24 protein-coding genes are annotated in these 19145 nt (G+C 68.5%); 14 read left to right on the plus strand and 10 right to left on the minus strand.

The features are described 5' to 3' along the window. The 4 genes from ybaK to hisC are packed head-to-tail and all read left to right on the plus strand — an operon-like array spanning position 1 to position 3369. Complete coding sequence (ybaK, locus tag GGC30_RS04605; RefSeq protein ID WP_153922897.1) at positions 1 to 474, plus strand: Cys-tRNA(Pro) deacylase; 474 nt, start codon at positions 1 to 3, stop codon at positions 472 to 474. 32 nt (positions 475 to 506) lie between these two features. Beyond that, a complete protein-coding gene (locus tag GGC30_RS04610; protein WP_153922898.1) occupies positions 507 to 1565 on the plus strand; it encodes a DUF2125 domain-containing protein in 1059 nt (352 codons plus the stop codon). Then, complete coding sequence (locus GGC30_RS04615) at positions 1565 to 2251, plus strand: hypothetical protein (protein ID WP_153922899.1); 687 nt, start codon at positions 1565 to 1567, stop codon at positions 2249 to 2251. The genes GGC30_RS04610 and GGC30_RS04615 overlap by 1 nt, the downstream gene beginning before the upstream one ends. Positions 2252 to 2265: 14 nt before the next feature. Continuing rightward, the gene (gene hisC / locus GGC30_RS04620) at positions 2266 to 3369 is read left to right on the plus strand and encodes a histidinol-phosphate transaminase (RefSeq protein WP_153922900.1); all 1104 of its coding nucleotides are present in this window, start codon (positions 2266 to 2268) and stop codon (positions 3367 to 3369) included. Positions 3370 to 3416: 47 nt separating this feature from the next. On the opposite strand, the gene GGC30_RS04625 is transcribed toward hisC, so the two are convergent. Genes GGC30_RS04625 through GGC30_RS04645 form a run of 5 tightly spaced genes read right to left on the minus strand, consistent with a single transcriptional unit; the run spans position 3417 to position 7232 of the window. Beyond that, a complete protein-coding gene (locus GGC30_RS04625) occupies positions 3417 to 4196 on the minus strand; it encodes a MipA/OmpV family protein (RefSeq protein ID WP_153922901.1) in 780 nt (259 codons plus the stop codon). 35 nt (positions 4197 to 4231) lie between these two features. After that, on the minus strand, positions 4232 to 4969 hold the full coding sequence (locus tag GGC30_RS04630; protein WP_066552743.1) for a 1-acyl-sn-glycerol-3-phosphate acyltransferase: 738 nt from the start codon (positions 4967 to 4969) through the stop codon (positions 4232 to 4234). Continuing rightward, positions 4970 to 5614, minus strand: a complete 645-nt coding sequence (locus GGC30_RS04635; RefSeq protein ID WP_153922902.1) for a YdcF family protein — start codon at positions 5612 to 5614, stop codon at positions 4970 to 4972. It abuts the gene before it with no gap. Beyond that, positions 5611 to 6525 carry an ABC transporter permease gene (locus tag GGC30_RS04640; RefSeq protein ID WP_153922903.1) on the minus strand — a complete coding sequence of 305 codons (915 nt, stop codon included), beginning with the start codon at positions 6523 to 6525 and terminating at the stop codon, positions 5611 to 5613. Before GGC30_RS04640 ends, GGC30_RS04635 begins: the two co-directional genes overlap by 4 nt. After that, positions 6522 to 7232 (minus strand): cell division ATP-binding protein FtsE, encoded by a 711-nt coding sequence (locus GGC30_RS04645; protein WP_153922904.1) that lies wholly within the window; start codon positions 7230 to 7232, stop codon positions 6522 to 6524. Before GGC30_RS04645 ends, GGC30_RS04640 begins: the two co-directional genes overlap by 4 nt. A 71-nt stretch (positions 7233 to 7303) precedes the next feature. Here GGC30_RS04645 and GGC30_RS04650 point away from each other — a divergent pair, with 71 nt between their 5' ends. From GGC30_RS04650 to GGC30_RS04670, 5 genes are all read left to right on the plus strand, one after another. Continuing rightward, entirely contained in the window at positions 7304 to 8239 is a 936-nt protein-coding gene (locus tag GGC30_RS04650; RefSeq protein WP_153922905.1) for an MJ0042-type zinc finger domain-containing protein, read from the plus strand. Further along, positions 8232 to 8765: a phosphoribosyltransferase gene (locus GGC30_RS04655; protein ID WP_055754434.1), complete on the plus strand. Its 534-nt coding sequence runs from the start codon at positions 8232 to 8234 to the stop codon at positions 8763 to 8765. The genes GGC30_RS04650 and GGC30_RS04655 overlap by 8 nt, the downstream gene beginning before the upstream one ends. Positions 8766 to 8925: 160 nt before the next feature. Further along, on the plus strand, positions 8926 to 9480 hold the full coding sequence (gene rplU / locus GGC30_RS04660; protein ID WP_153922906.1) for a 50S ribosomal protein L21: 555 nt from the start codon (positions 8926 to 8928) through the stop codon (positions 9478 to 9480). Between the two features lie 96 nt (positions 9481 to 9576). Further along, entirely contained in the window at positions 9577 to 9864 is a 288-nt protein-coding gene (gene rpmA / locus GGC30_RS04665; RefSeq protein ID WP_039244031.1) for a 50S ribosomal protein L27, read from the plus strand. A gap of 167 nt (positions 9865 to 10031) precedes the next feature. After that, positions 10032 to 10565 carry a GNAT family N-acetyltransferase gene (locus GGC30_RS04670; RefSeq protein ID WP_045810625.1) on the plus strand — a complete coding sequence of 178 codons (534 nt, stop codon included), beginning with the start codon at positions 10032 to 10034 and terminating at the stop codon, positions 10563 to 10565. Positions 10566 to 10581: 16 nt separating this feature from the next. Here GGC30_RS04670 and GGC30_RS04675 read toward each other — a convergent pair whose 3' ends face one another. Then, positions 10582 to 10779 (minus strand): hypothetical protein, encoded by a 198-nt coding sequence (locus tag GGC30_RS04675; protein WP_153922907.1) that lies wholly within the window; start codon positions 10777 to 10779, stop codon positions 10582 to 10584. Between the two features lie 116 nt (positions 10780 to 10895). Continuing rightward, positions 10896 to 11411 (minus strand): hypothetical protein, encoded by a 516-nt coding sequence (locus GGC30_RS04680; protein ID WP_017506422.1) that lies wholly within the window; start codon positions 11409 to 11411, stop codon positions 10896 to 10898. A gap of 176 nt (positions 11412 to 11587) precedes the next feature. Here GGC30_RS04680 and GGC30_RS04685 point away from each other — a divergent pair, with 176 nt between their 5' ends. After that, positions 11588 to 12790 (plus strand): threonine ammonia-lyase, encoded by a 1203-nt coding sequence (locus GGC30_RS04685; protein ID WP_153922908.1) that lies wholly within the window; start codon positions 11588 to 11590, stop codon positions 12788 to 12790. After that, positions 12771 to 13286: an FKBP-type peptidyl-prolyl cis-trans isomerase gene (locus tag GGC30_RS04690; protein ID WP_153922909.1), complete on the plus strand. Its 516-nt coding sequence runs from the start codon at positions 12771 to 12773 to the stop codon at positions 13284 to 13286. The genes GGC30_RS04685 and GGC30_RS04690 overlap by 20 nt, the downstream gene beginning before the upstream one ends. Positions 13287 to 13329: 43 nt before the next feature. On the opposite strand, the gene queG is transcribed toward GGC30_RS04690, so the two are convergent. The 3 genes from queG to GGC30_RS04705 form a co-directional block, all read right to left on the minus strand. After that, a complete protein-coding gene (gene queG, locus GGC30_RS04695) occupies positions 13330 to 14439 on the minus strand; it encodes a tRNA epoxyqueuosine(34) reductase QueG (protein WP_370451879.1) in 1110 nt (369 codons plus the stop codon). Positions 14440 to 14671: 232 nt separating this feature from the next. Next, a complete protein-coding gene (locus GGC30_RS04700) occupies positions 14672 to 15358 on the minus strand; it encodes a glutathione S-transferase family protein (RefSeq protein ID WP_153922910.1) in 687 nt (228 codons plus the stop codon). Positions 15359 to 15402: 44 nt separating this feature from the next. Next, positions 15403 to 16395 (minus strand): cation diffusion facilitator family transporter, encoded by a 993-nt coding sequence (locus GGC30_RS04705; RefSeq protein WP_153922911.1) that lies wholly within the window; start codon positions 16393 to 16395, stop codon positions 15403 to 15405. Between the two features lie 138 nt (positions 16396 to 16533). On the opposite strand from GGC30_RS04705, the gene GGC30_RS04710 reads away from it, so the two are divergent. Genes GGC30_RS04710 through GGC30_RS04720 form a run of 3 tightly spaced genes read left to right on the plus strand, consistent with a single transcriptional unit; the run spans position 16534 to position 19023 of the window. Then, on the plus strand, positions 16534 to 17334 hold the full coding sequence (locus GGC30_RS04710) for an undecaprenyl-diphosphate phosphatase (RefSeq protein ID WP_055807764.1): 801 nt from the start codon (positions 16534 to 16536) through the stop codon (positions 17332 to 17334). 4 nt (positions 17335 to 17338) lie between these two features. Beyond that, positions 17339 to 18238: a class I SAM-dependent methyltransferase gene (locus GGC30_RS04715; protein WP_153922912.1), complete on the plus strand. Its 900-nt coding sequence runs from the start codon at positions 17339 to 17341 to the stop codon at positions 18236 to 18238. A 32-nt stretch (positions 18239 to 18270) separates the two neighbouring features. Further along, positions 18271 to 19023, plus strand: a complete 753-nt coding sequence (locus tag GGC30_RS04720) for a pseudouridine synthase (RefSeq protein ID WP_153922913.1) — start codon at positions 18271 to 18273, stop codon at positions 19021 to 19023. The last annotated feature ends 122 nt before the right edge of the window (positions 19024 to 19145 follow it).

Genomic DNA, 19145 nt, shown 5'->3' on the forward strand with positions numbered 1-19145 from the left:
ATGTCCAAGACCACGCCCGCGACCGTCGCCCTGACCAAGGCCGGCGTCACCTTCGCTCTGTTTCCCTACGACTATGATCCCGAAGCGCCGCGCGTGGGATTGCAGGCCGCCGAGGCGTTGGGCGTGGCGCCCGAGCAGGTGTTCAAGACCCTGATGGTCCTGGTCGATGGCGCTCCGGCCTGCGTCATCGTGCCGTCAGACTGCGAGGTCAGCATGAAGAAGCTGGCGGCGGTGCTGGGGGCTAAGTCGGCCCAGATGATGAAGCCGGCCGACGCCGAACGGCTGACCGGCTACAAGGTCGGCGGGGTCAGCCCGTTCGGCCAGCGAAAGGCCGTGCCGACCGCGATGGACGAAACCGCGATCCTGTTCGATCAGGTCCTGATCAACGGCGGTCAGCGGGGGCTTCTGCTGGGCCTGGCGCCGGAGGATGCGCGGCGGGCGGCGAAGGCGGTGCTGGCCGACCTGACCGCCTAGAAGGGCGGGGTGCGGCGCGCTATAGGTCCGGCATGACCGACGCCTCGACGACCAAGCGACACAGCCGCAACGGCCTGTATGCGCCCTTCATCCTGGCGCTGATCACGCTGGCGGCCTGGACCGGATGGTGGATCTTCCTGACGCGCCAGATCAATACGCGGCTGGAGGCCCAGGTCCAGACCCTGCGTCAGGACGGCTGGGATATCCGCTTCGCCGACAAATCCATCAACGGCTGGCCGTTTCGCACCCATGTGGCGTTGACGAACCTGATCGTTCAGGCGCCGTCGGGCCATGCGATCAAGGCGACCAAACTGACCGCAGAGGCCAACGCCTATCAGCCGACCAAATGGGTCGTGGTGGCTCCGCAAGGCCTGATGCTGACCCGCGCCGGCAAGGGTGAGGTCGCGGTCAAGGGCGACGCCATCCGCATGAGCGCCAGCGGCATCGATCAGCGCTGGCCCAACCTGGCGCTGGAGATGGTCAATCCGGTCTTCACGGCTCAGACCGGCGCCGAACCCTTCCCCATCGCCCGCGCCGCGCGGATCGAATTCTATGCTCGGCCGCATCTGGAGGGCTCGACCGCGCCGACCGACGACGTCGATGTCATGTTTCGTCTGGTGGACGGGCAGGGGAGGGCGGACGGCCCCGTCGAAGGCTTCGCCCAGGACGGCCGCCTGACGACCCAGCTGGAGGCCGAGATCGGCCAGGCGAGCCTGCTGAAGACCGGCGGCGATGCGGCGGGTGTCTTCTCCGCCTGGACAAAGGCGGGCGGGACGTTCCGCAATGTGCGCGGCGATCTGCAGGCGGGCGACAGCCGTGCGACCCTCTCCAGCGACGTGTTGAGAGCCGATGCGAACGGCCGGCTGACCGGTCAGGTCCAGCTTCAGGCGCAAAAGCCTCTGCCCGCCCTGGCCGGCCTGATGGCGACGCGTCAGGGGCCGGTCAACCGGATCGGCGCGGCCGGGGCCGCCGCAGCAGCGGGCGCGGCCGAGGCGACCGGACAGGAGCAGCTGCCGCTGACGCTGGTCTTCCGCGACGGCCGCACCTGGCTCGGCCCCTTCCCGCTGGCCCCGGCGCCCAAGCTGTTCTGATGGCGCTGCTGGACGAACCCGAAGCCGACGACGCCCTGCTGGCGCTGGATCGCGCCTTGGTCGAGGCGGTGCGGGCGCGGGTCGCCGCCGGTCCGCGCGACCGGGCCGACGCTTCGGCCATCGCCCTGCGTCAACTGCTGGACGGCGCCTCGGCCGATGAGGCTGCGGCGGTCAAGGCGGTGTGGGGCCGGATCGAGGTGGCGACCGGACCCGCGCTGGTCGCCTGCGGCGGCGTGGCCCAGGCCCTGGCCACGGACCGCTATGGCCTGCGGTCGCGGCCCCTGTCCGCCGACGAGGCGTTGAAGGCGGCCGAGGCGGGCTCGCGCGCCGTGATCGACCTTTCGCCCGACCGGCCGTGGTGGGGCCGCCTGCTGGCGCGGCCCGAACTAAAGATCGTCGCCGCCCTGCCGGACGACCGGCGCGGAAGGCCACAGGCCTTCGTCGTGTCCAAAGACATGTCCGGCCCCACGGGCGACGACCGCAGCTTCTGGGTCACCGACAGCGGCTGGTCCGAGACCAAGATCGTGGACGCCCTGGGCGACGCGGGACTGGTCGCCGATCCGCTGGCGGCGGCGGGCGGGTTGAAGCTGTTCATGCTGACGGGCTATGTGCAGGTCGACGACGGGCGGCTGAAGAGCGCGCCCGGACGAATGAGCGGCGTGATCGGCGCCGCCCCCATCTTCTGAGATCAAGGCTTTCCATGACCGACGCGACCGCGCCACACGGCCCTGCCCCCAAGCCCGGCATCCTCGACATCGCCCCCTATGTCGGCGGCAAGTCGTCCATCGCCGGCGTCGCCGAGCCGATGAAGCTGTCCTCCAACGAGAACATGCTGGGCGCGGGCGAAAAGGCGCGTGCGGCCTATGAGGCGGCGGTCAAGAATATCCACATCTATCCCGACGGCCGGGCGACCAAGCTGCGGAACGCGGTGTCGGAACTGCACGGGTTGGAGCCCGAGCGGCTGATCTTCGGCAACGGCTCGGACGAGGTCTTCGCCCTGTTGAACCAGACCTATCTGACGGCGGGCGACAACATTGTCTGCGGCCAGTACGGCTTTCTCGCCTACCGCATCAGCGCTTTGGGTTGCGAAGCCCAGGTCAAGCTGGCGCCCGAGCCGAACTTCAAGGCCGAGGTCGATGCGCTCCTGGCCAAGGTCGATGCCCGCACCAAGATCGTCTATGTCTCCAATCCGTCCAACCCGACCGGCAGCTACAATACGGGCGAGGAAATTCGTCGCCTGCACGCCGCCCTGCCGGCCCACATCATCCTGGTCGTGGACGAGGCCTATGCGGAATATGTGACCGAGGCCGACTGGGAAACCGCCTTCCCGCTGGCCAAGGACGCCGAGAACATCGTCGTCACCCGCACCTTCTCCAAGATCCACGGCCTGGGCGGTTTGCGCATCGGTTTCGGCTATGCGCCGCTGAAGGTCGCCGAGGCCATCGACCGCATCCGCCTGCCGTTCAACGTCTCTGTGCCGGGGCTTGAGGCCGCGACGGCCGCGCTGTCGGATGAGGCGCACCAGACGGCGTCGCGCGATCTGATCTCGAACTGGAAGCCGCGCCTGACCCAGGCCCTGCGCGGCTTTGGGCTGAACGTCCTGCCCAGCGCCGGCAACTTCGTGCTGGTGCTGTTCGATAGCGCCGACCGCGCCGCCGCCGCCAACGACTATCTGAACACCAAGGGCATCATCGTGCGCCCGGTCGGCGGCTACGGCCTGCCGCAGGCCCTGCGCATCACCATCGGCACCGAAGACCAGAACCGCGCCGTGATCGACGCGCTGAGCGAGTTTGCGGCCACCTGATCAACAGGCAAGAAGCGGCGGCCGCATTCGCAGCCGCCGCCCTGCTATCAGCCGCCGAAGCGACGGGCGATGAAGACGCCGGTGCGCACGGCGTCGTCGCTTTGCGACAGGGGGCTGTCGGCCACGTCGCCGAGGCGGCGTTCGTAGTTGAGCAAGGCCCCGGCGCCCCATTTGTCGCCGACCGGGACCAGCAGGACCAGGCTGGCGCCCGCACCCTGAAGCCCGCCGCCGGGGGAATAGGCGCTGATGCCGTTGGCGGCCGCCTCGGCGGTGCTGACGCCATAGTAGGCGTCGGCCAGTTTGGAATCGCCGCCACGCACATAGACCGAGGCGTTCAGCAGGCCGACGGGCGTCACGCGCTGATGGCCGACGGAGGCATAGTATTCCGTGCCCTCGCTGACGTCGGACACGTCGCGGCTGATCCGGCCGCCGACCACCACATTGCCGGGCAGACGCTTGTAGGCGTAGGCGGCCAGGTCGGCGCCGAAGCCCGGACGATCCAGCGTCAGGCCTTCGATGTCATCGGCGGAGAAGCGCGGGCGCAGTTGCAGGCCGGCGCGGAAGTCGTCGGTCTTGATCGCGTTCCAGCCCAGGCCGTCGATCGGGTTCAGATAGACCAGGTCGCGATAGTTGGCCGAGACCCACGGGGCGACCGTCGTCTTGGAACCCGTGTCACCGTTGGAGTCGTTGCGATAAAGGACGCCCGCGCCGAGATCGACGGTCCAGTTCTGGGGGGCGGGCCTGATCTGCTCATACGGTTGCGACTGGGCCAGGGCGGAGCCGGCGACAGCGGCGAAGGCGACGGTGAGCAGAAGGGGGCGAAGCATCGGGCGTTTCCATGAATGGCGCCCGAGCGGGGAGGTCAGGCCGGTTCAGAATGCGCAAGCTGGGCCTTTGGCTCCAGCAGCGCCAATGACGCCGTCTCTATGCGACTTTCCAGCAACGCCATCATCGCGCCGCGCTTCAGCTGGGCCGGAATCGGCTCAAGGAATTCGAAAACGACCGTGCCGGGATACCGGCGGAAACCATGAGCCGGCCAGTGGACGCCGGAGTTGGTGGCGACGGGCCAGCAGGGGCCTTCCAGATCGCGATAGATGGCGGCGACGCCGGGCTTGTAGTCGCCAGGCACGCCCGGATCGTTGCGCGTGCCCTCGGGGAAGATGACGATCTGGCGGCCTTCGGACAGGCGATCGCGCGCCTGTCGCGTCATGTCCTTCAGCGCCTTGGCGTGGCCCGCGCGATCCACGGCGATCATCTTGGCCTTCCAGGCGAACCAGCCGAAGAAGGGCAGGGGCATCAGCTCCTTCTTCATCACGAAACAGGCGTCGGGCAGGACGGCCAGCAGGGCCACGATGTCCAGCATCCCCTGGTGTTTGGACGCGATTAGGGCGGCGCCGGACGGGGCGTGCTCCAGACCGCGCACCTCGACCTTGACCCCCGCGATCCAGCGCAGGCCGAACAGGACGATCTTCGCCCACAGCTTGCACACGCCCTGCACATAGCGGTGCGGCAGCAGCAGGACCGGCGACAGGCCGATGGCGATGATCGGCATCGACAAATAGAGCCAGGCGGTGAAAATCAGGGAACGCAGGGTGTTCACTTAGGACGCGGCCTTTTCGTCAGGGGCGGTTTCGCTCTCGGCCTGTACGGCGGCGGGCCGGTCGCGGGTGATGCGGCGCACGCCCTCACGGCCCAGGACGGCGAGGTATTTCATATATTCCAGCGTCATCCGACGCGCGGTCACCGCCGCCCGCCACCAGCGCGCATTGTCCAGCGACGGGGTGGAGATGACGTAGGGCGTCAGTTTCACGCCCGGCAGCTGGCCCCGGATTTCGACCAGCGATCGCGGCATATGATAATCTGAGGTCACGACGATCAGGCTGCGATAACCCTTGGCGCGGCTCCAGGCGGCGATCTCCTGGGCGTTGCCGACGGTGTCCTCGGCCTCGAAACCAAGATCGACGCAGCAGTTGAACAGGCGGCTGGAGCCGGGGGTCAGCTCGCGCAGCTCCTGACGGCGCACCTCGCGATTGACGCCGGAGATCAGCACCCGTTCGCCCTTGCCCTGTTCCAACAGGCGGATGGCGGTGTTGACCCGCTCGGACGACGGACCGGTCAGGGCCACGATGGCGTCAGCGCGGGCAGGGTCGTCGGCCGGCGTCAGTTCGCGCACCCGGTGGGCGAATGCGAACAGGCCGACCAGCCAGATCAGACCGGCGATGAAGATGACGCTCAACAGTCTCATGCGCCCCCTCCCTCTGTCGGCCGTCCTGAAGCCAGCATTCGCATGGCGGCGAATCTCGCCGCGAGAACCGCAACCGTAGCCGCCAGCAGCGGGCAAGGCGAGAGCAACGCCAGGTCGCTCCAGCTGATGGGCAGGGCCGCCGTCAGGCCGCCCGATCCGCCGATGAACCGCAGGAGGATCAGAAGGACCGCCGCCAGCCCGGCGCCGATCGCGCCCGCGCCGGCCGCCATCAGGCCGAACCGCCGCTGGAACAGCCAGGCGATGGTCCCGTCGGTCGCGCCGTTCAGGCTCAGGGTCTCGATCACGCCTTGACCCGCCGCCAACCCCGCCCGGGTCGCATAGGCGATGGTGGCGGCCGCAGCGAAGGCGACGGCCAGGAAGGCGGCGCCGGCCAGGGCCGTGATCAGGCCGGCGGACCGCTCGACCTCGCCGCGCCACAGGCTGTGATCGTCCACCGTAGCGTCCAGCCCGGCCTCTGCCAGGGCGCGGCTCAGGGTGACGGCGCTGGCGGGGGCGTCGCGGTTCAACCGCACGGTCACCAGATGAGGCAGGGGCAGATCGGGCAGGACTGCGTCGCCGAGCCAGGGGCGCAGCAGGTCCTCGGCCGCCTTGCGGCTCAGGGCGGCGGCCTCCTCCACCCCATCGACGCCCGATAGGGTCTCGGCCGCGCGGGCGGCAGCGGTGTCGCCGGTTTCGCCGACGCGGGGGCGGACCTGCACGGTGGCCTCCGCGCCCAGCTGTCGGGCCCAGCCGTGCGCGGCGCGGTCGGCGGCGGAGGCGGCGACGGCGGCGAGGCAGGCTAAAAAGCACAGGACGGCGATGACGGTCATCAGCCACGGCTCGCCGGCCGCGGCGGGCGGCAGCAGGCCAGGCCGGCGGCTGGAGAGGCTGAAGTCGGACAGGCGGATCATGCGGCGGCCCGCGAGGGTTCGCTGAGCCGTCCGGCCTCCAGCCTCAAGACGCGCGCGCCCGACCGCTGGGCCAAGGCCTCGTCATGGCTGGCGATCAGGACGGTGGCGCCCAGTTTGTTCAGCGACTGGAACAGACGCAGCAGCTTGTCGGCCATGACGGCGTCCACGCTGCCGGTCGGTTCGTCAGCAACAATCAGGCCGGGGCGGGTGATGACGGCGCGGGCGATGGCCAACCGCTGCTTCTCACCGCCGGACAGGGCGGGGGGACGGGCTTCCATCCGGCGACCCAGGCCCACCCATTTCAGCATCTCGCGCACGTCTTCGGCGTACTCGGCCTCGGATCCGCCCGCGAGGCGCAGGGGCAGGGCGACGTTGTCGAAGGCCGGCAGATGATCCAGCAGGCGGAAGTCCTGGAACATCACGCCCATCCGCCGCCGAAAGGCCGGGATGTCGCGACGATCGATGCGCGTGACATCCGATCCGAACAGGCGGAGGGTTCCCGTTCGGGGTTGGTCCGCCAGCGTCAGCAGACGCAGCAGCGAAGACTTTCCGGCCCCGGACGGCCCGGTAAGAAAGTGGAAAGAGCCGCGCGGCAAAATGAGGTTAACGTCCCGCAGCACGTCGGGCGCGCCGACATAGCCGAAGCCGACGCCAGACAGGCGAACGGTCTCGGTCATAGCGGCGGGTTCGGCGGGTGAGGACGGCATGGTATGTGTTTCAGGAACAGGGCGCGGCGTCGCGCCTTACGGGAGGGGGCGACAGCCTCGCAGTCAGCCACATGATACTGACCTGCCCCGCCTGCGCCACCAGCTATTTCATTCGTGACGAAGCCATAGGCTCCGAAGGCCGCAAGGTGCGCTGCCAATCGTGCGGCGAAGTCTGGCGCGCGACACCCGACGAGCCGCTGGAACTGACCTTGACGCCCGACCCGGCGGTCGCCGCCGCCACGCCTGCAACCCCGCCCGAACCCGATCCGGCGCCGACCGCCTCCAGCCTGGCCGAAACGCCGGCACCGGAGCTGCCCCGGGCGTTCCGCGCCCGCGCCGATCGCCAAAAGAAGCTGCGTCGCGCCGCCACCCAGGGCGTGATCTGGGCGGGTCTGGCCAGCGTCTTCATCGGCCTGATCGTTTCGGCATTCCTGTTCCGCGTCGAGATCGTCCAGGCCTTCCCTCGGGCGGCTTCGGCCTACAAATTCTTCGGCGCGCCGGTCAATCCGGTCGGGCTGGATTTCGAGGCCCTGACGGCCAAGGCTGCGCCGAACCATCCCGGCATGGTCGTGGTGTCCGGCGCCATCCGCAATGTGCGGGACGTCGAGATCGTCTCGCCGCCGATTCGCGTGGCCCTGCTGGACGCCGCCGGCGCCGAGGTCGGGTTCAAGATCGTAAAGATCGACGCGGCGCCGGTCCTACCGGGCAAGGTCCAGGGCTTCGCCGCCCTGATCCCCGATCCGGGCGGCCACGGGGCCGGGATCGGCGTCGACTTCACGCCGGCCAGCCCTTCGCCTGCCAAACCCCCAGTTGAACACGGCGGACATGAGGCGAAGGCCGCGCCCGCGCATGCAGTGCAGCCTGCCGCCGAAACCTCGCAGGGGCTGCGCTCGGCGACGGCGCCCGGCGCCGAGGCGCCGAACACGGCCGCGCCGATCGACGCGCGACCGGTCGGGGCTGTGGACAAGGGGCATGGTGAGGCGGTATCGGCCTCGCATCATGGCTGATCCCTCCCCGACGCCGACCGTTCTTCTGTCCGAGGCCGAGGTGGCGCGCATCGTCGCCGACCTGGCCCAGCGCATCGCGCCCGTCATCGACGACGATACGGTCGCCGCCGTGCTGCTGACCGGCGGCCTGTGGTTCGCCGCCGACCTGACCCGCGCCCTGTCGCGCGTCGGCCGCAACGTCCGTTTCGACGCCCTGTGGCTGGCCTCCTACGGCGACGAGCAGACCAGCCGGGGCCGGATCGACGTCTATGCGCCGTTCCAGCGCCCGATCGCGGGCCGCCGCGTCCTTATACTGGACGACGTGTTCGACACCGGCCTGTCGCTGGCCGAGGCCGTGCGCATCGCCAAGGACGCCGGCGCGTCCGAAGTCCTGACCTGCGTCTTCGCCAGGAAGCCCTGGCCCAAGCCCCGCGCGCCCGAGCCGGACTTCGTCGGCTGGGAGGCGCCGAACCGCTTTCTGGTCGGCTATGGCCTGGACCACGCCGGGACGCTGAGGGGCCTGCCGGACATCTGCGCCCTGGACTGAGTTCAAGGCGCGGCGACAGCGGGGATAATCCGTCCGGGGCTGAATTTCCGCCCGGTTCGGCGTTGACTCTCCGACACCCTTCCGTATATGTCGCCGCTCTTCGCCGCCGGGGCCCTCTCCGGGGGCGTATCTTTTTTTGCGTTTGCGCTGAGGCTTCAACATGTACGCGGTGATCAAGACCGGCGGCAAGCAGTACCGGGTCCAACCGGGCGACACCATCGTCGTCGAAAAGCTCGACGGCGACGCCGGCGCTGAGCTGAAGTTCGACAGCGTCCTGATGCTGGGCGGCGACAAGGGCGTGACCCTGGGCGCTCCCCTGATCGACGGCGCCTTCGTCGGCGCGACCCTGGTCGAGACCCGAAAGGGTGAGAAGATCAAGATCTTCAAGAAGACCCGTCGCCAGGGCTATCGCCGCACGAACGGCCATCGCCAGATGGAATCGGTCCTGCGCATCACCGGCATCGAAGGCGCCGGCGAGACCGCCAAGTGGGACGGCAAGGTCGATCTGACCACCAAGGCCGAGATCAACCTGCGCGCTCGCAACCTGGCCGCTCGTGACGCCACCTCCTCGCTGGGTTCGACCGAGACGGTCGTGACCGACGTGGACGGCGCCGAGGTCAAGGGCGTCGTGGTCGAGAGCTCGGCTCCCGCCAAGAAGGCCGCGGCCAAGAAGAAGGCCGCGGCCAAGGCTGAAGCCGCCGGCGACGAAGCCTAAGACATTCACCGGCGCCTCGGCGCCAGACCTAAGTTACGGACGCGCTCAAGTAGGCCGAAAGGCCGGTAGCGCACCAAGAAAGTAAGGAGCGGCAAGATGGCTCACAAGAAATCCGGTGGTTCGTCGCGTAACGGTCGCGACTCCGAGTCGAAGCGCCTTGGCGTGAAGAAGTATGGCGGCGAGCGCGTGCTTGCCGGCAACATCATCGTGCGCCAACGCGGCACCACCTTCCACGCCGGTGAGAACATGGGCATGGGCCGCGACCACACTCTGTTCGCCCTGACGAACGGCGCTGTGAAATTCACCACCAAACGTGGCGGCCGTTGTTACGTGTCGATCCTCGCGGCCAATGACGACGCCGCTCAGGCGATGGCCGCCGAGTAACGCAGTCTGGACCTTCCCGGATCGCGTTGCTCCTGCCAGCAGCCGATCCGGACCAGGGATGATAATCCGCGGGGAGTCTGGATCACCAGGCTCCCCGTTTGCGTTTCCCCGCCTCGAAGACCGTCCGAGCCCTTCAAGGAGATGGTCGACAATCCGAGGCAACGCCCATGTGCGTCATCGAAACCTCTCCTGTCGTCGAGACCCGGCGCCTGATCCTGCGCGCGCCCGCGCCCCAGGATGCGCCGCGCATCGCCGCCCTGGCCAACGACCTGGACATCGCGCGTATGACCAAGCGGATGCCGCATCCGTTTCAGATGCGCGACGCCGACGACTTCGTGCTGCAGGTGGCTTCACAGGATCCCAGGCGAGCCAACACCTTCGTCATCGATCATGAGGACGTGGGGCCCATTGGTGTCATCGGCCTGTTCGAGGGCGAGGATCGGGTGCCGGAAACCGGCTATTGGATCGGGCGTGAATACTGGGGTCGGGGCTTCGCCACCGAGGCGCTGGACGCCGCCCTGGTCTGGGCCAGCCGAAAGTGGAAGCGCCGGGCGCTGGTCGCTGGCCATTTCGCCGACAATCCGGCCTCTGGCCGCGTGCTGGAAAAGGCGGGCTTCCTCTACACCGGCGAGACGCGCCGGGCGTGGAGCCGGGCGCGTCGGGCCGAGGCCGATACGCGCATGATGGTGTGGCTGGCCTGACGGCCAGCCTGCAATGTCAGCCGCCCGCCAAGGCGGGGCCATAGACGGCGGCGAGGGCGACGGCGCCCACCACCAGCATGGCGCCCGCGCCGGCGATGAAGGTGGCGATCGTCTTGGACCGGCGACGCCGCATGCCGCCCGCCTTGTATTGGCGGATGATGACCGACGGCCCTCGCGTAAAGGCCTCGGATCCTATGATATTGTGTTGGGACAAGAAAAAAGCTCCCCGAACTCTCGCACAGAAGCAGCGATCAGTCCGGGGCGCTCGTGGTCAGAAGATGGCGATCCGCGTTACCGGGGTCGCATCTTCGTGAGAAAGGGGCGCGCGGGTCACAGGGTGACGGAGACGACCCGGCCGCCGCGCGTCTGCACCGACTGCATCAGCACTAGGGGCGCATCGCCCGAGGTGACCGGCACGATCAGGAACCAGCCGCCATCGGGTAGGCCGTCGAAGCGGAAGCGGCTATTCTCGCAGCGCGTGTCGCGGACATAGGTGCGATAGTCGGCGTTGGCGTCGGCGACGGTGCGGGCGCGGACGACGGCGGCGGGCACGGCCGCGCGCTGGGTCGAGCCGTACAGGGTGCGAAAGCGCGCGCGGGTGTAGGGGGTGTCCGGCGTCAGACCGACATTGCCGACGCAATCGAAGGCCTTGCCGTCGCGGGCGAAGGCGATCTGGCCCTGAATGCTGTTGCGGCCCGGCATCTGGGACCAGCCGAAGTCGCGCTCGTTGAAGGCGGCCGGGGCGGCATAGGGCAGACCGCCGCCGGTCGTGGGCGCACAGGCCGAAAGGGCGGCGGCGCCGAGCGCCAGGGCGAGGCCGGTCGCGGCGAGGGGACGGTTCGACATAGGGCTTCCTCCGGTGTTCGTTGCGGTCGCGCGGACGACCGAGGCCCACTATCGCACGACAGGCCGGGCGACTTCCACGCTCAAGATTCCCCCTCTGGACCCGGACCCGACAACGCGCGAAACAGGCCCGACAACGCGCCCATTCGTCGAGGCGCGACAGCTCGGAAACGCCCCGCATGACCGTCACCTTCGCCGATATCCAAGCCGCGCGCACCCGGATCGCGGGCGCGGTTGACCGCACCCCGACCCGCTATTCCAGAAAGCTGTCGCAGCTGACGGGGGCCGAGGTCTGGGTGAAGTTCGACAATCTGCAATTCACCGGCAGCTTCAAGGAGCGCGGGGCCCTGAACCGGCTGCTGATGCTGAGTCCCGAGGAGATGAAGCGCGGCGTGGTGGCCGCCAGCGCCGGCAACCATGCCCAGGCCCTGGCCTATCACGGCGGACGGCTTGGCGTGCCGGTGACCATCGTGATGCCCGAGGGCACGCCCTTCGCCAAGATCAACGGCACCCGCTCGCACGGCGCGACCGTGGTGATCGAGGGGCTGGACTTCACCGGTTCGACCGAGGCGGCCAAACGGCTGGAGGCCGACAAGGGCTATGTCTTCGTCTCGGCCTTCGACGACGAAGGCATCGTGGCGGGCCAAGGCGTCTGCGCGATCGAGCTTCTGGAGGACGCGCCCGAGGTCGAGGCCTTGATCATCCCCATCGGCGGCGGCGGGCTGATCGCGGGCTGCGCCATCGCGGCCAAGGCGATGAAGCCGGATATCAAGGTCTTCGGCGTCGAGGCCGCCCGCTACCCGTCCTTCACCGCCAAGCGGGCGGGCCAGCCGCCGGTCTGTACCGGCCAGACCATCGCCGAGGGCATCGCCATCAAGGCGGTTGGCGACATTCCCTTCGCCTTGGCCGACCCGTTGGTGGACGAGGTCTTCGTCTGCGAGGAAGCCGACTTCGAACGGGCCGTCGCCACCTATGTCACCTATGAGAAGACGGTGTCCGAGGGCGCCGGCGCGGGCGGTCTGGCGGCGCTTCTGGCCTATCCCGACCGGTTCAAGGGGATGAAGGTCGGGCTGGAGCTGTGCGGCGGCAACATCGATGCGCGGATGCTGGCGGTCGTCTTGAACCGCGAAATGGTCCGTGAGCGGCGATTGATCGTCTATCGCATCCTGGGCGACGACCGGCCGGGCATGTTGTCGGCCATGGCGGCGGTGATCGGCGGCCTGGGCGGCAACATCATCGACGTGGTCCACAACCGTCTGGCGCTGGACGTGCCGGCCAAAGGCGCCGAGTTCGACATCATGGTCGAAACGCGCGATAGCGCCCACGCCGACGAGATCGGCGAGGCCTTGAAGGAACGCGGCTATGAACTTCGGATGGGGTAAGGCGGCAATCGTCGCGGCCTTCTTGCTGTCGGGCTGCGGCCAAGCCGCGCCGGTCGATCCGAACGCGGGCAAGGCCGAGGCGGCCGCCTTCATGGCCAAGAACGCCAAGGAGGAGGGCGTTCAGACCCTGCCCAGCGGCCTGCAATACAAGGTGGTGCAGGCGGGACCGGCCGGCGGCGTCAGCCCGGACCGCAACGACCTGGTCAAGGTCGATTACGAGGGCAAGCTGGTCGACAATAGCGTGTTCGACAGCTCGTTCGCGCGGGGCGCGCCGGCGGTGTTCACGCCCGAGGAGGTCGTCAAGGGCTGGACCGAGGCGCTGCAGAAGATGCGCGTCGGCGACGAATGGCTGCTCTATGTTCCGCCCGAGTTGGGTTATGGCGAGCAGGGCAATCCCAAGATCCCCGCCAACTCGGTGCTGATCTTTCGCCTGAAACTGCTCGACGTGGCCAAGGTGCCTGGCGGCGGATCGGGCGACGGCACGGCCATGGGGTGACCCTCACGCAATCCGCCTCTCGCTGCGAAGCGGGACGGAGACTTCAAGCGCTCCGCCATTCGGTCATGACTGCGGGGTCGGTCTCGGTCGTCGCCTTGGCCAGGGTCGCGAACGCGTCGGCCGGCATCAACTGCGACAGGGCCCAGACGGCGGCGCCGCGCACCAGGGGCGAGGGGTCGGCCAGCAGGGCTTTCGTCGGGGCGATCAGGGAGGCGTCGTCCGAGTTGCCGACGGCGTAGAGGACGTTTCTGAGGAAGCGGTCGCGGCCGATCCGCTTGACCGGGCTCTTGGTGAACAGGGCGCGGAAGGCGGCGTCGTCCAGCGCCAGCAGGTCATGCAGGCGCGGGCTTTCAAAGGCCGGGCGGGGCGCCAGACGGATTTCGCGCGCTTCCTGGGCGAACTTGTTCCACGGGCAGACCGCCAGACAGTCGTCGCAGCCATAGATGCGCGATCCGGTCAGGGTGCGGAACTCGACCGGCCAAGGGCCCGCGAACTCGATGGTCAGGTAGGACAGGCAGCGCCGGGCGTCGAGCTGGAACGGGGCGGGGAAGGCGTTCGTCGGGCAGGCGTCGAGACAGGCGGTGCAGCGGCCGCAGTGTTCGGTCTCGGCCGTGTCCGGCGCGATCTCGGCGGCGGTCAGGATGGTCCCAAGGAACAGCCAATTGCCGTGGGTGCGGCTGAGCAGATTGGTGTGCTTGCCCTGCCAACCCAGGCCGGCGCGCTGGGCCAACGGCTTTTCCATCAGGGGGGCGGTGTCGACGAAGACCTTGATGTCCGCGCCGTTGCGGGCGGCGATCTGGCCGGCCAGCTGTTTCAGGCGGCCTTTGATAACCTCGTGATAGTCGTCGCCGCGCGCATAGACCGAGATGTAGCCGGCCGAACGGTCAGCCAGCTGATCCAGCGGGTTCTGCTCAGGGCCGTAGTTCATGCCCAGGACGATGGCGGTCCTGGCCTCGCCCCACATGGCGGTCGGATGCTGGCGGCGATCCAGCGTCGTCTCCATCCATTCCATGGCGCCATGCCGGCCCTCGTCCACGAAACGCCGCAGCCGCTCGCCCGCCGGCCAGGCGTCGGCCGCCGAGGCGAACCGGCAGACATCGAAGCCCAGCTCGGCCGCGCGCTGGCGGATGAAGGTTTTCAGGCGGTCGGACACGGGGCGGGGGATAGCACGTATTTTCTTCACCGCTCGACGCAAAGGGGACAAGCTTCTCCCTCCCCGTCCGGGGAGGGTCGTCGCGCAGCGACGGGGTGGGGGCGGCCCGGCTGGGCCGCACGTGCTTGAAATGGAGACAGATCGTGGGACGTCGCCTTGCCGCCCCCATCCGACCTCGCTTCGTTCGGTCACCCTCCCCGGACGGGGAGGGGAAAAGATTTGCGCTATCGCCTCAGAAATCCAGATCCGCGTACCAGGCCGATGGCGGCACGCCGACGAAGCGGTCGGCGAGCAGGGGGCGGAAGCAGGGGCGGGACTTGAGCTTGGAGTACCAGGTCTTCAGTCCGGGCCAGGTCTTCCACTGGATCTCGCCGAAATAGTCCAGCACCGACAGGTGGGCGGCGGCGATCAGGTCGGCCTGTGACAGGCGGCGGCCGGCCAGCCAGTCGCGCGCGGCTATGAGGTTTTCCAGCATGGCGAGGTGGGATTTCAGGGCGTCGCGCCCGTCGCGCAGGGCGCGGGCTTCGGGCGGACCCAGCTTGAGCAGCGGTTTTTCCATCCGCTCGTGCAGCAGCACGGCGTCGACCTCGTCCATGAAGCGGCGCTCGAACCAGCCGGTCAGGCGACGCGCCTCGGCCCGTTCGGCGAGGTCGGCGGGCAGCAGCAGCGGCCCCTTCTGCTGATCCTCGATCCAGCCCAGGATGGCAGGCAGTTCGCACAGCACCAGCGGACGACCGCGATCCATCGTCTGGATCACCGGCGGCAGGCCGGACGGATTGAAGTCGTTGACCGGGCAATCGTCCTCCCACGGACGAACCGGCGTGTCGGTCCATTCGATCCGCGCCTCTCCCAGCGCCAGTCGCGCGGCGCGCGAGGCGGGCTGGAAGGCGAAGTGGAAGAGAACGCAAGGGTCGGCCATCTAAGGGTGATGCGCCCGGACCCGTTAAATCGGCGTTTACCGCATCAGGACCACGGCCCCTTGGGTGCGGGACCGGTCGGCGCGGGGGCGGCTTGCGGCTCGGCGGGAGCCGCAGCCGGGATCGCGGGCTGCGGACGGGCGTGGCCGCGCGGGTCGGCGTGGATCAGGATGTCGGCGGCGGGATACTGGGCCATCACCCGGTTCTCGGCGGCGACGACAATGGCGTGGGCTGCGTCCAGCGTCTGGTGCGCGTCCAGGTCGACATGCATCTGGACCATCATCACCTGACCGGACATGCGAGTGCGCAGCTGGTGCACGCCGAAGACCTGGGGATCGGCCAGGACGGCCTTGGTGATGGCGGCGCGGTCGGCCTCGGGCACGGCGCGGTCCAGCAAGTGATCGGCGGCGGCCTTCAACATGCCGGTCGCGCCCCAGAACAGCCAGACGGCGACGACGATGCCGGCGGCCGCATCCAGTCCCGGCGCGCCCAGGAAGGCGCCCGAAATCACGCCGATCAGCACCACGACGTTGGCGGCGAGGTCCGCCGCATAGTGGGCGCGGTCGCCGGCGACGGCGACGGAGCCGGTCTTCTTCAAGGCCTGGGTCTGCATCCACACCAGCCAGGCCGTGATGACGATGGTGGCGACCACGATCCCGCTGGCCCACCCGCCGGCGGTTACGGGACGGGGGTCGAAGATGCGCTGAACCCCCTCCCAGGCGATGAAGATGGCCGAGGCGAAAACCAGCCCGGCCTGGACCAATGCCGACAGGGCCTCGCCCTTGCCATGGCCATAGCGATGGTCCTCGTCAGCCGGCGCGGCGGCCCAGCGCACGGCGAAGAAGGTGGTCAGGGACGCCGCCAGATCCAGAACAGAATCCGCCAGGGTCGCCAGGATGGAGACCGATCCTGAGGCGCCCAGCGCAAAGGCCTTCATCGCGATCAGCACCACCGCGACCCCGACCGACAGTCGGGTGATGCGGCGCGTGGCCAGATGGGCGTCGTCAAGCGAGGCGGGAGCGGGGGCGGGCGTCGTCATTGTCGGCTTCTTCTCGCGCAATCGTGGCTGAAAGCCAACCGCTGGCCCAAACGGGTCGTTCCGTCAGAAACGATCATGCTCTAGGGGGAAGGCATCCGGGCGCGGCGCGTTCCGGGCGCATTGGTTTTCGAGGGTCTCATGTCGGACTGGCTTGCCGCCATTATTCTGGGTCTGGTCGAGGGGCTGACCGAGTTCATTCCGGTCTCGTCGACCGGCCATATGCTGCTGCTGGGCCACTTCATGGGCTTCGAAAGCGCGGGCAAGACCTTCGAGATCGTGATCCAGCTGGGCGCATTGCTGGCCATCGTCAGCGTTTATTTCAAAAAGCTGTGGATCCTGGCGACGCGCTGGCCCTTCGACGCCGAGGCGCGCCGGTTCCTGATCGGGCTGCTGGTCGCCTTCGCGCCGGCTGTCGTGATCGGTTTCCTGGCCTATGACTTCATCAAGACGGTGCTGTTCGAGACGCCGCAGGTGGTGTGCATCGCCCTGATCGTCGGCGGCGTGATCCTGCTGCTGCTTGACCGGATGGACAAGACGCCCAAGTGGCTGGACGCCGAGGCCTATCCGATGCGCATCTATTTTCTGATCGGCCTGTTCCAGTGCCTGGCCATGATCCCCGGCGTGTCGCGGTCCGGCGCCACCATCGCGGGCGGACTGCTGCTGAAGACCGACAAGCGGTCGGCGGCTGAGTTCAGCTTCTTTCTGGCCTTGCCCACCATGGGGGCGGCGGTGGCCTATGACCTGCTGAAGAACCACAAGACGCTGGATTTCAGCGACATCGGCCTGATTGTCGTGGGCTTCGTCGTGGCCTTCATCTCGGCCCTGGCGGTGGTGCGGTTCCTGCTGGATTTCGTGTCCAAGCGCGGCTTCGGCATCTTCGCCTGGTGGCGGATCGTGGTCGGGGTCGTAGGGTTGGCGCTGTTGCAGGCGGGGTTCTGAGACCATGACCACGCTTCTGTATGGCCGGCCGCCGGTCGTCTTCGATCCGCCCGGCGATGCGATCCAGACCTCGCCTCTGATCCCGGACTCGGCGGCGCTGCAGGCGCAGGACCCTGGCTCGGCCGACAGCGTCACGATCTACGCCCCGCCCGGCGTGCTGGAGCGGCGCTATGTGCTGGCCCTGGCGTTGAAGGCGCTGAAGGTCGGCGGACGGCTGGACGTCATGGCGCCCAAGGACAAGGGCGGCTCGCGCCTGGGCAAGGAACTGAAGACGTTCGGCCTCGAGGTCGCCGAGACCGCCAAGGCGCACCATCGCCGCTGCATCGTCATTCGACCCGAAACGGTCGAGGGGCTGGGCGAGGCCATTGCGGCGGGCGGGCCGCAGATCGTGCCAGGACTGGAAGCCTGGTCGCAGCCCGGCGTGTTCGCCTGGGACCGGATCGATCCGGGTTCGGCGCTGCTGGCCGAACATCTGCCGGCGATGAAGGGCGAGGGGGTCGATCTGGGCTGCGGCTATGGCGCGCTGTCGATCGTGGTGCTGCGCTCACCCGCCGTGACCAAGCTGAAGATGGTCGATCTGGATCGCCGCGCCATCCAGGCCGCTCGCCGCAACATCGAGGACGACCGCGCCAAGGTCTGGTGGTCGGACGCCCGCACCCTGGAGGCCAAGGGCGACAAGGATTTCGTCGTCAGCAATCCGCCCTTCCACGACGGTGGGGCCGAGGACCGGCGGTTGGGTCAGGCCTTTATCCGCAAGGCGGCCGAGTTGCTCAAAAAGGGCGGCGTCGCCTGGGTCGTCGCCAACCGGCACCTGCCCTATGAGGCCGAGCTGAACGCGGCGTTCAAACGGGTGCGGCTGGTCGCCGAGGCGGGCGGCTACAAGCTGTTCGAGGCGGTGAAGTGACCGCGCTCAAGCAGTCCGAAGGGCGGTAGCGCATGAAGAAAACCCCGACGTCGAGGGTCGATCGTCTGCTGGGCTCGATGGGCTATGGATCACGCGCCGAAATGGCGCGGATGGCCAAGGCGGGCGGCATCGTGCTGGACGGGGCGGACCTGACGGACGTGTCCAAACGCATTGCGGTGACGCCGGACCTGCCCACGCGAATGGAGATCGACGGCGAGCCGCTGGACCCCGTGCAGGGGCTGGTGATCCTGCTGAACAAGCCGCTGGGCATGACCTGCTCACACAAGGAAGAGGGGGCGCTGGTCTATGACATCCTGCCGGGACGGTGGCGGGCGCGCGATCCCGCCATCTCGACCATCGGACGGCTGGACAAGCAGACGACGGGCCTGCTGCTGCTGACCGACGACGGCGATCTGCTGCACCGGGTGATTTCGCCCAAACGCCATGTGGCCAAGGTTTACCGGGCGGGTCTGGCGCGGCCTCTGACGGGCACGGAAGGTGCGCTGTTCGCCTCGGGCGAACTGGTGCTGGAGGGCGAGGACAAGCCGTTGGCGCCGGCGGTGCTGGAGGTGGTGTCGCCGACCGAGGCCCTGCTGACGGTGACGGAGGGGCGCTATCATCAGGTGCGCCGGATGTTCGCGGCCGCCGGCAACCACGTCGAGACCCTGCATCGCGAACGGCTGGGCGGACTGGTCGTGCCCGCCGATCTGGCGCCCGGTCAGTGGCGGCTGGCGACGGCGGATGAGGTCGCCTCGATCTTCACGACGCCCGAGAGCCTGGGTTGAAGCTCTTGACGCCTGCGGGATCGGACGCGCAGGTCGAGGGATGACCACCAAGATCAAGATCTGCGGACTGACCACACTGGACACGCTGGGCGTCGCCCTGGAGGGCGGGGCGGACTTCGTGG

This window comes from Brevundimonas sp. SPF441 (genome assembly GCF_009661015.1).
Lineage (GTDB): Bacteria > Pseudomonadota > Alphaproteobacteria > Caulobacterales > Caulobacteraceae > Brevundimonas > Brevundimonas vesicularis.

Excerpts from the sequence above, each read along its gene's own strand:
- ybaK (WP_153922897.1), top strand. The coding sequence starts at position 1 with ATGTCCAAGACCACGCCCGCGACCGTCGCCCTGACCAAGGCCGGCGTC.
- GGC30_RS04610 (WP_153922898.1), top strand. The coding sequence starts at position 507 with ATGACCGACGCCTCGACGACCAAGCGACACAGCCGCAACGGCCTGTAT.
- GGC30_RS04615 (WP_153922899.1), top strand. The coding sequence starts at position 1,565 with ATGGCGCTGCTGGACGAACCCGAAGCCGACGACGCCCTGCTGGCGCTG.
- hisC (WP_153922900.1), top strand. The coding sequence starts at position 2,266 with ATGACCGACGCGACCGCGCCACACGGCCCTGCCCCCAAGCCCGGCATC.
- GGC30_RS04625 (WP_153922901.1), bottom strand. The coding sequence starts at position 4,196 with ATGCTTCGCCCCCTTCTGCTCACCGTCGCCTTCGCCGCTGTCGCCGGC.
- GGC30_RS04635 (WP_153922902.1), bottom strand. The coding sequence starts at position 5,614 with ATGAGACTGTTGAGCGTCATCTTCATCGCCGGTCTGATCTGGCTGGTC.
- GGC30_RS04640 (WP_153922903.1), bottom strand. The coding sequence starts at position 6,525 with ATGATCCGCCTGTCCGACTTCAGCCTCTCCAGCCGCCGGCCTGGCCTG.
- GGC30_RS04645 (WP_153922904.1), bottom strand. The coding sequence starts at position 7,232 with ATGCCGTCCTCACCCGCCGAACCCGCCGCTATGACCGAGACCGTTCGC.
- GGC30_RS04650 (WP_153922905.1), top strand. The coding sequence starts at position 7,304 with ATGATACTGACCTGCCCCGCCTGCGCCACCAGCTATTTCATTCGTGAC.
- GGC30_RS04655 (WP_055754434.1), top strand. The coding sequence starts at position 8,232 with ATGGCTGATCCCTCCCCGACGCCGACCGTTCTTCTGTCCGAGGCCGAG.
- rplU (WP_153922906.1), top strand. The coding sequence starts at position 8,926 with ATGTACGCGGTGATCAAGACCGGCGGCAAGCAGTACCGGGTCCAACCG.
- rpmA (WP_039244031.1), top strand. The coding sequence starts at position 9,577 with ATGGCTCACAAGAAATCCGGTGGTTCGTCGCGTAACGGTCGCGACTCC.
- GGC30_RS04670 (WP_045810625.1), top strand. The coding sequence starts at position 10,032 with ATGTGCGTCATCGAAACCTCTCCTGTCGTCGAGACCCGGCGCCTGATC.
- GGC30_RS04680 (WP_017506422.1), bottom strand. The coding sequence starts at position 11,411 with ATGTCGAACCGTCCCCTCGCCGCGACCGGCCTCGCCCTGGCGCTCGGC.
- GGC30_RS04685 (WP_153922908.1), top strand. The coding sequence starts at position 11,588 with ATGACCGTCACCTTCGCCGATATCCAAGCCGCGCGCACCCGGATCGCG.
- GGC30_RS04690 (WP_153922909.1), top strand. The coding sequence starts at position 12,771 with ATGAACTTCGGATGGGGTAAGGCGGCAATCGTCGCGGCCTTCTTGCTG.
- GGC30_RS04700 (WP_153922910.1), bottom strand. The coding sequence starts at position 15,358 with ATGGCCGACCCTTGCGTTCTCTTCCACTTCGCCTTCCAGCCCGCCTCG.
- GGC30_RS04705 (WP_153922911.1), bottom strand. The coding sequence starts at position 16,395 with ATGACGACGCCCGCCCCCGCTCCCGCCTCGCTTGACGACGCCCATCTG.
- GGC30_RS04710 (WP_055807764.1), top strand. The coding sequence starts at position 16,534 with ATGTCGGACTGGCTTGCCGCCATTATTCTGGGTCTGGTCGAGGGGCTG.
- GGC30_RS04715 (WP_153922912.1), top strand. The coding sequence starts at position 17,339 with ATGACCACGCTTCTGTATGGCCGGCCGCCGGTCGTCTTCGATCCGCCC.
- GGC30_RS04720 (WP_153922913.1), top strand. The coding sequence starts at position 18,271 with ATGAAGAAAACCCCGACGTCGAGGGTCGATCGTCTGCTGGGCTCGATG.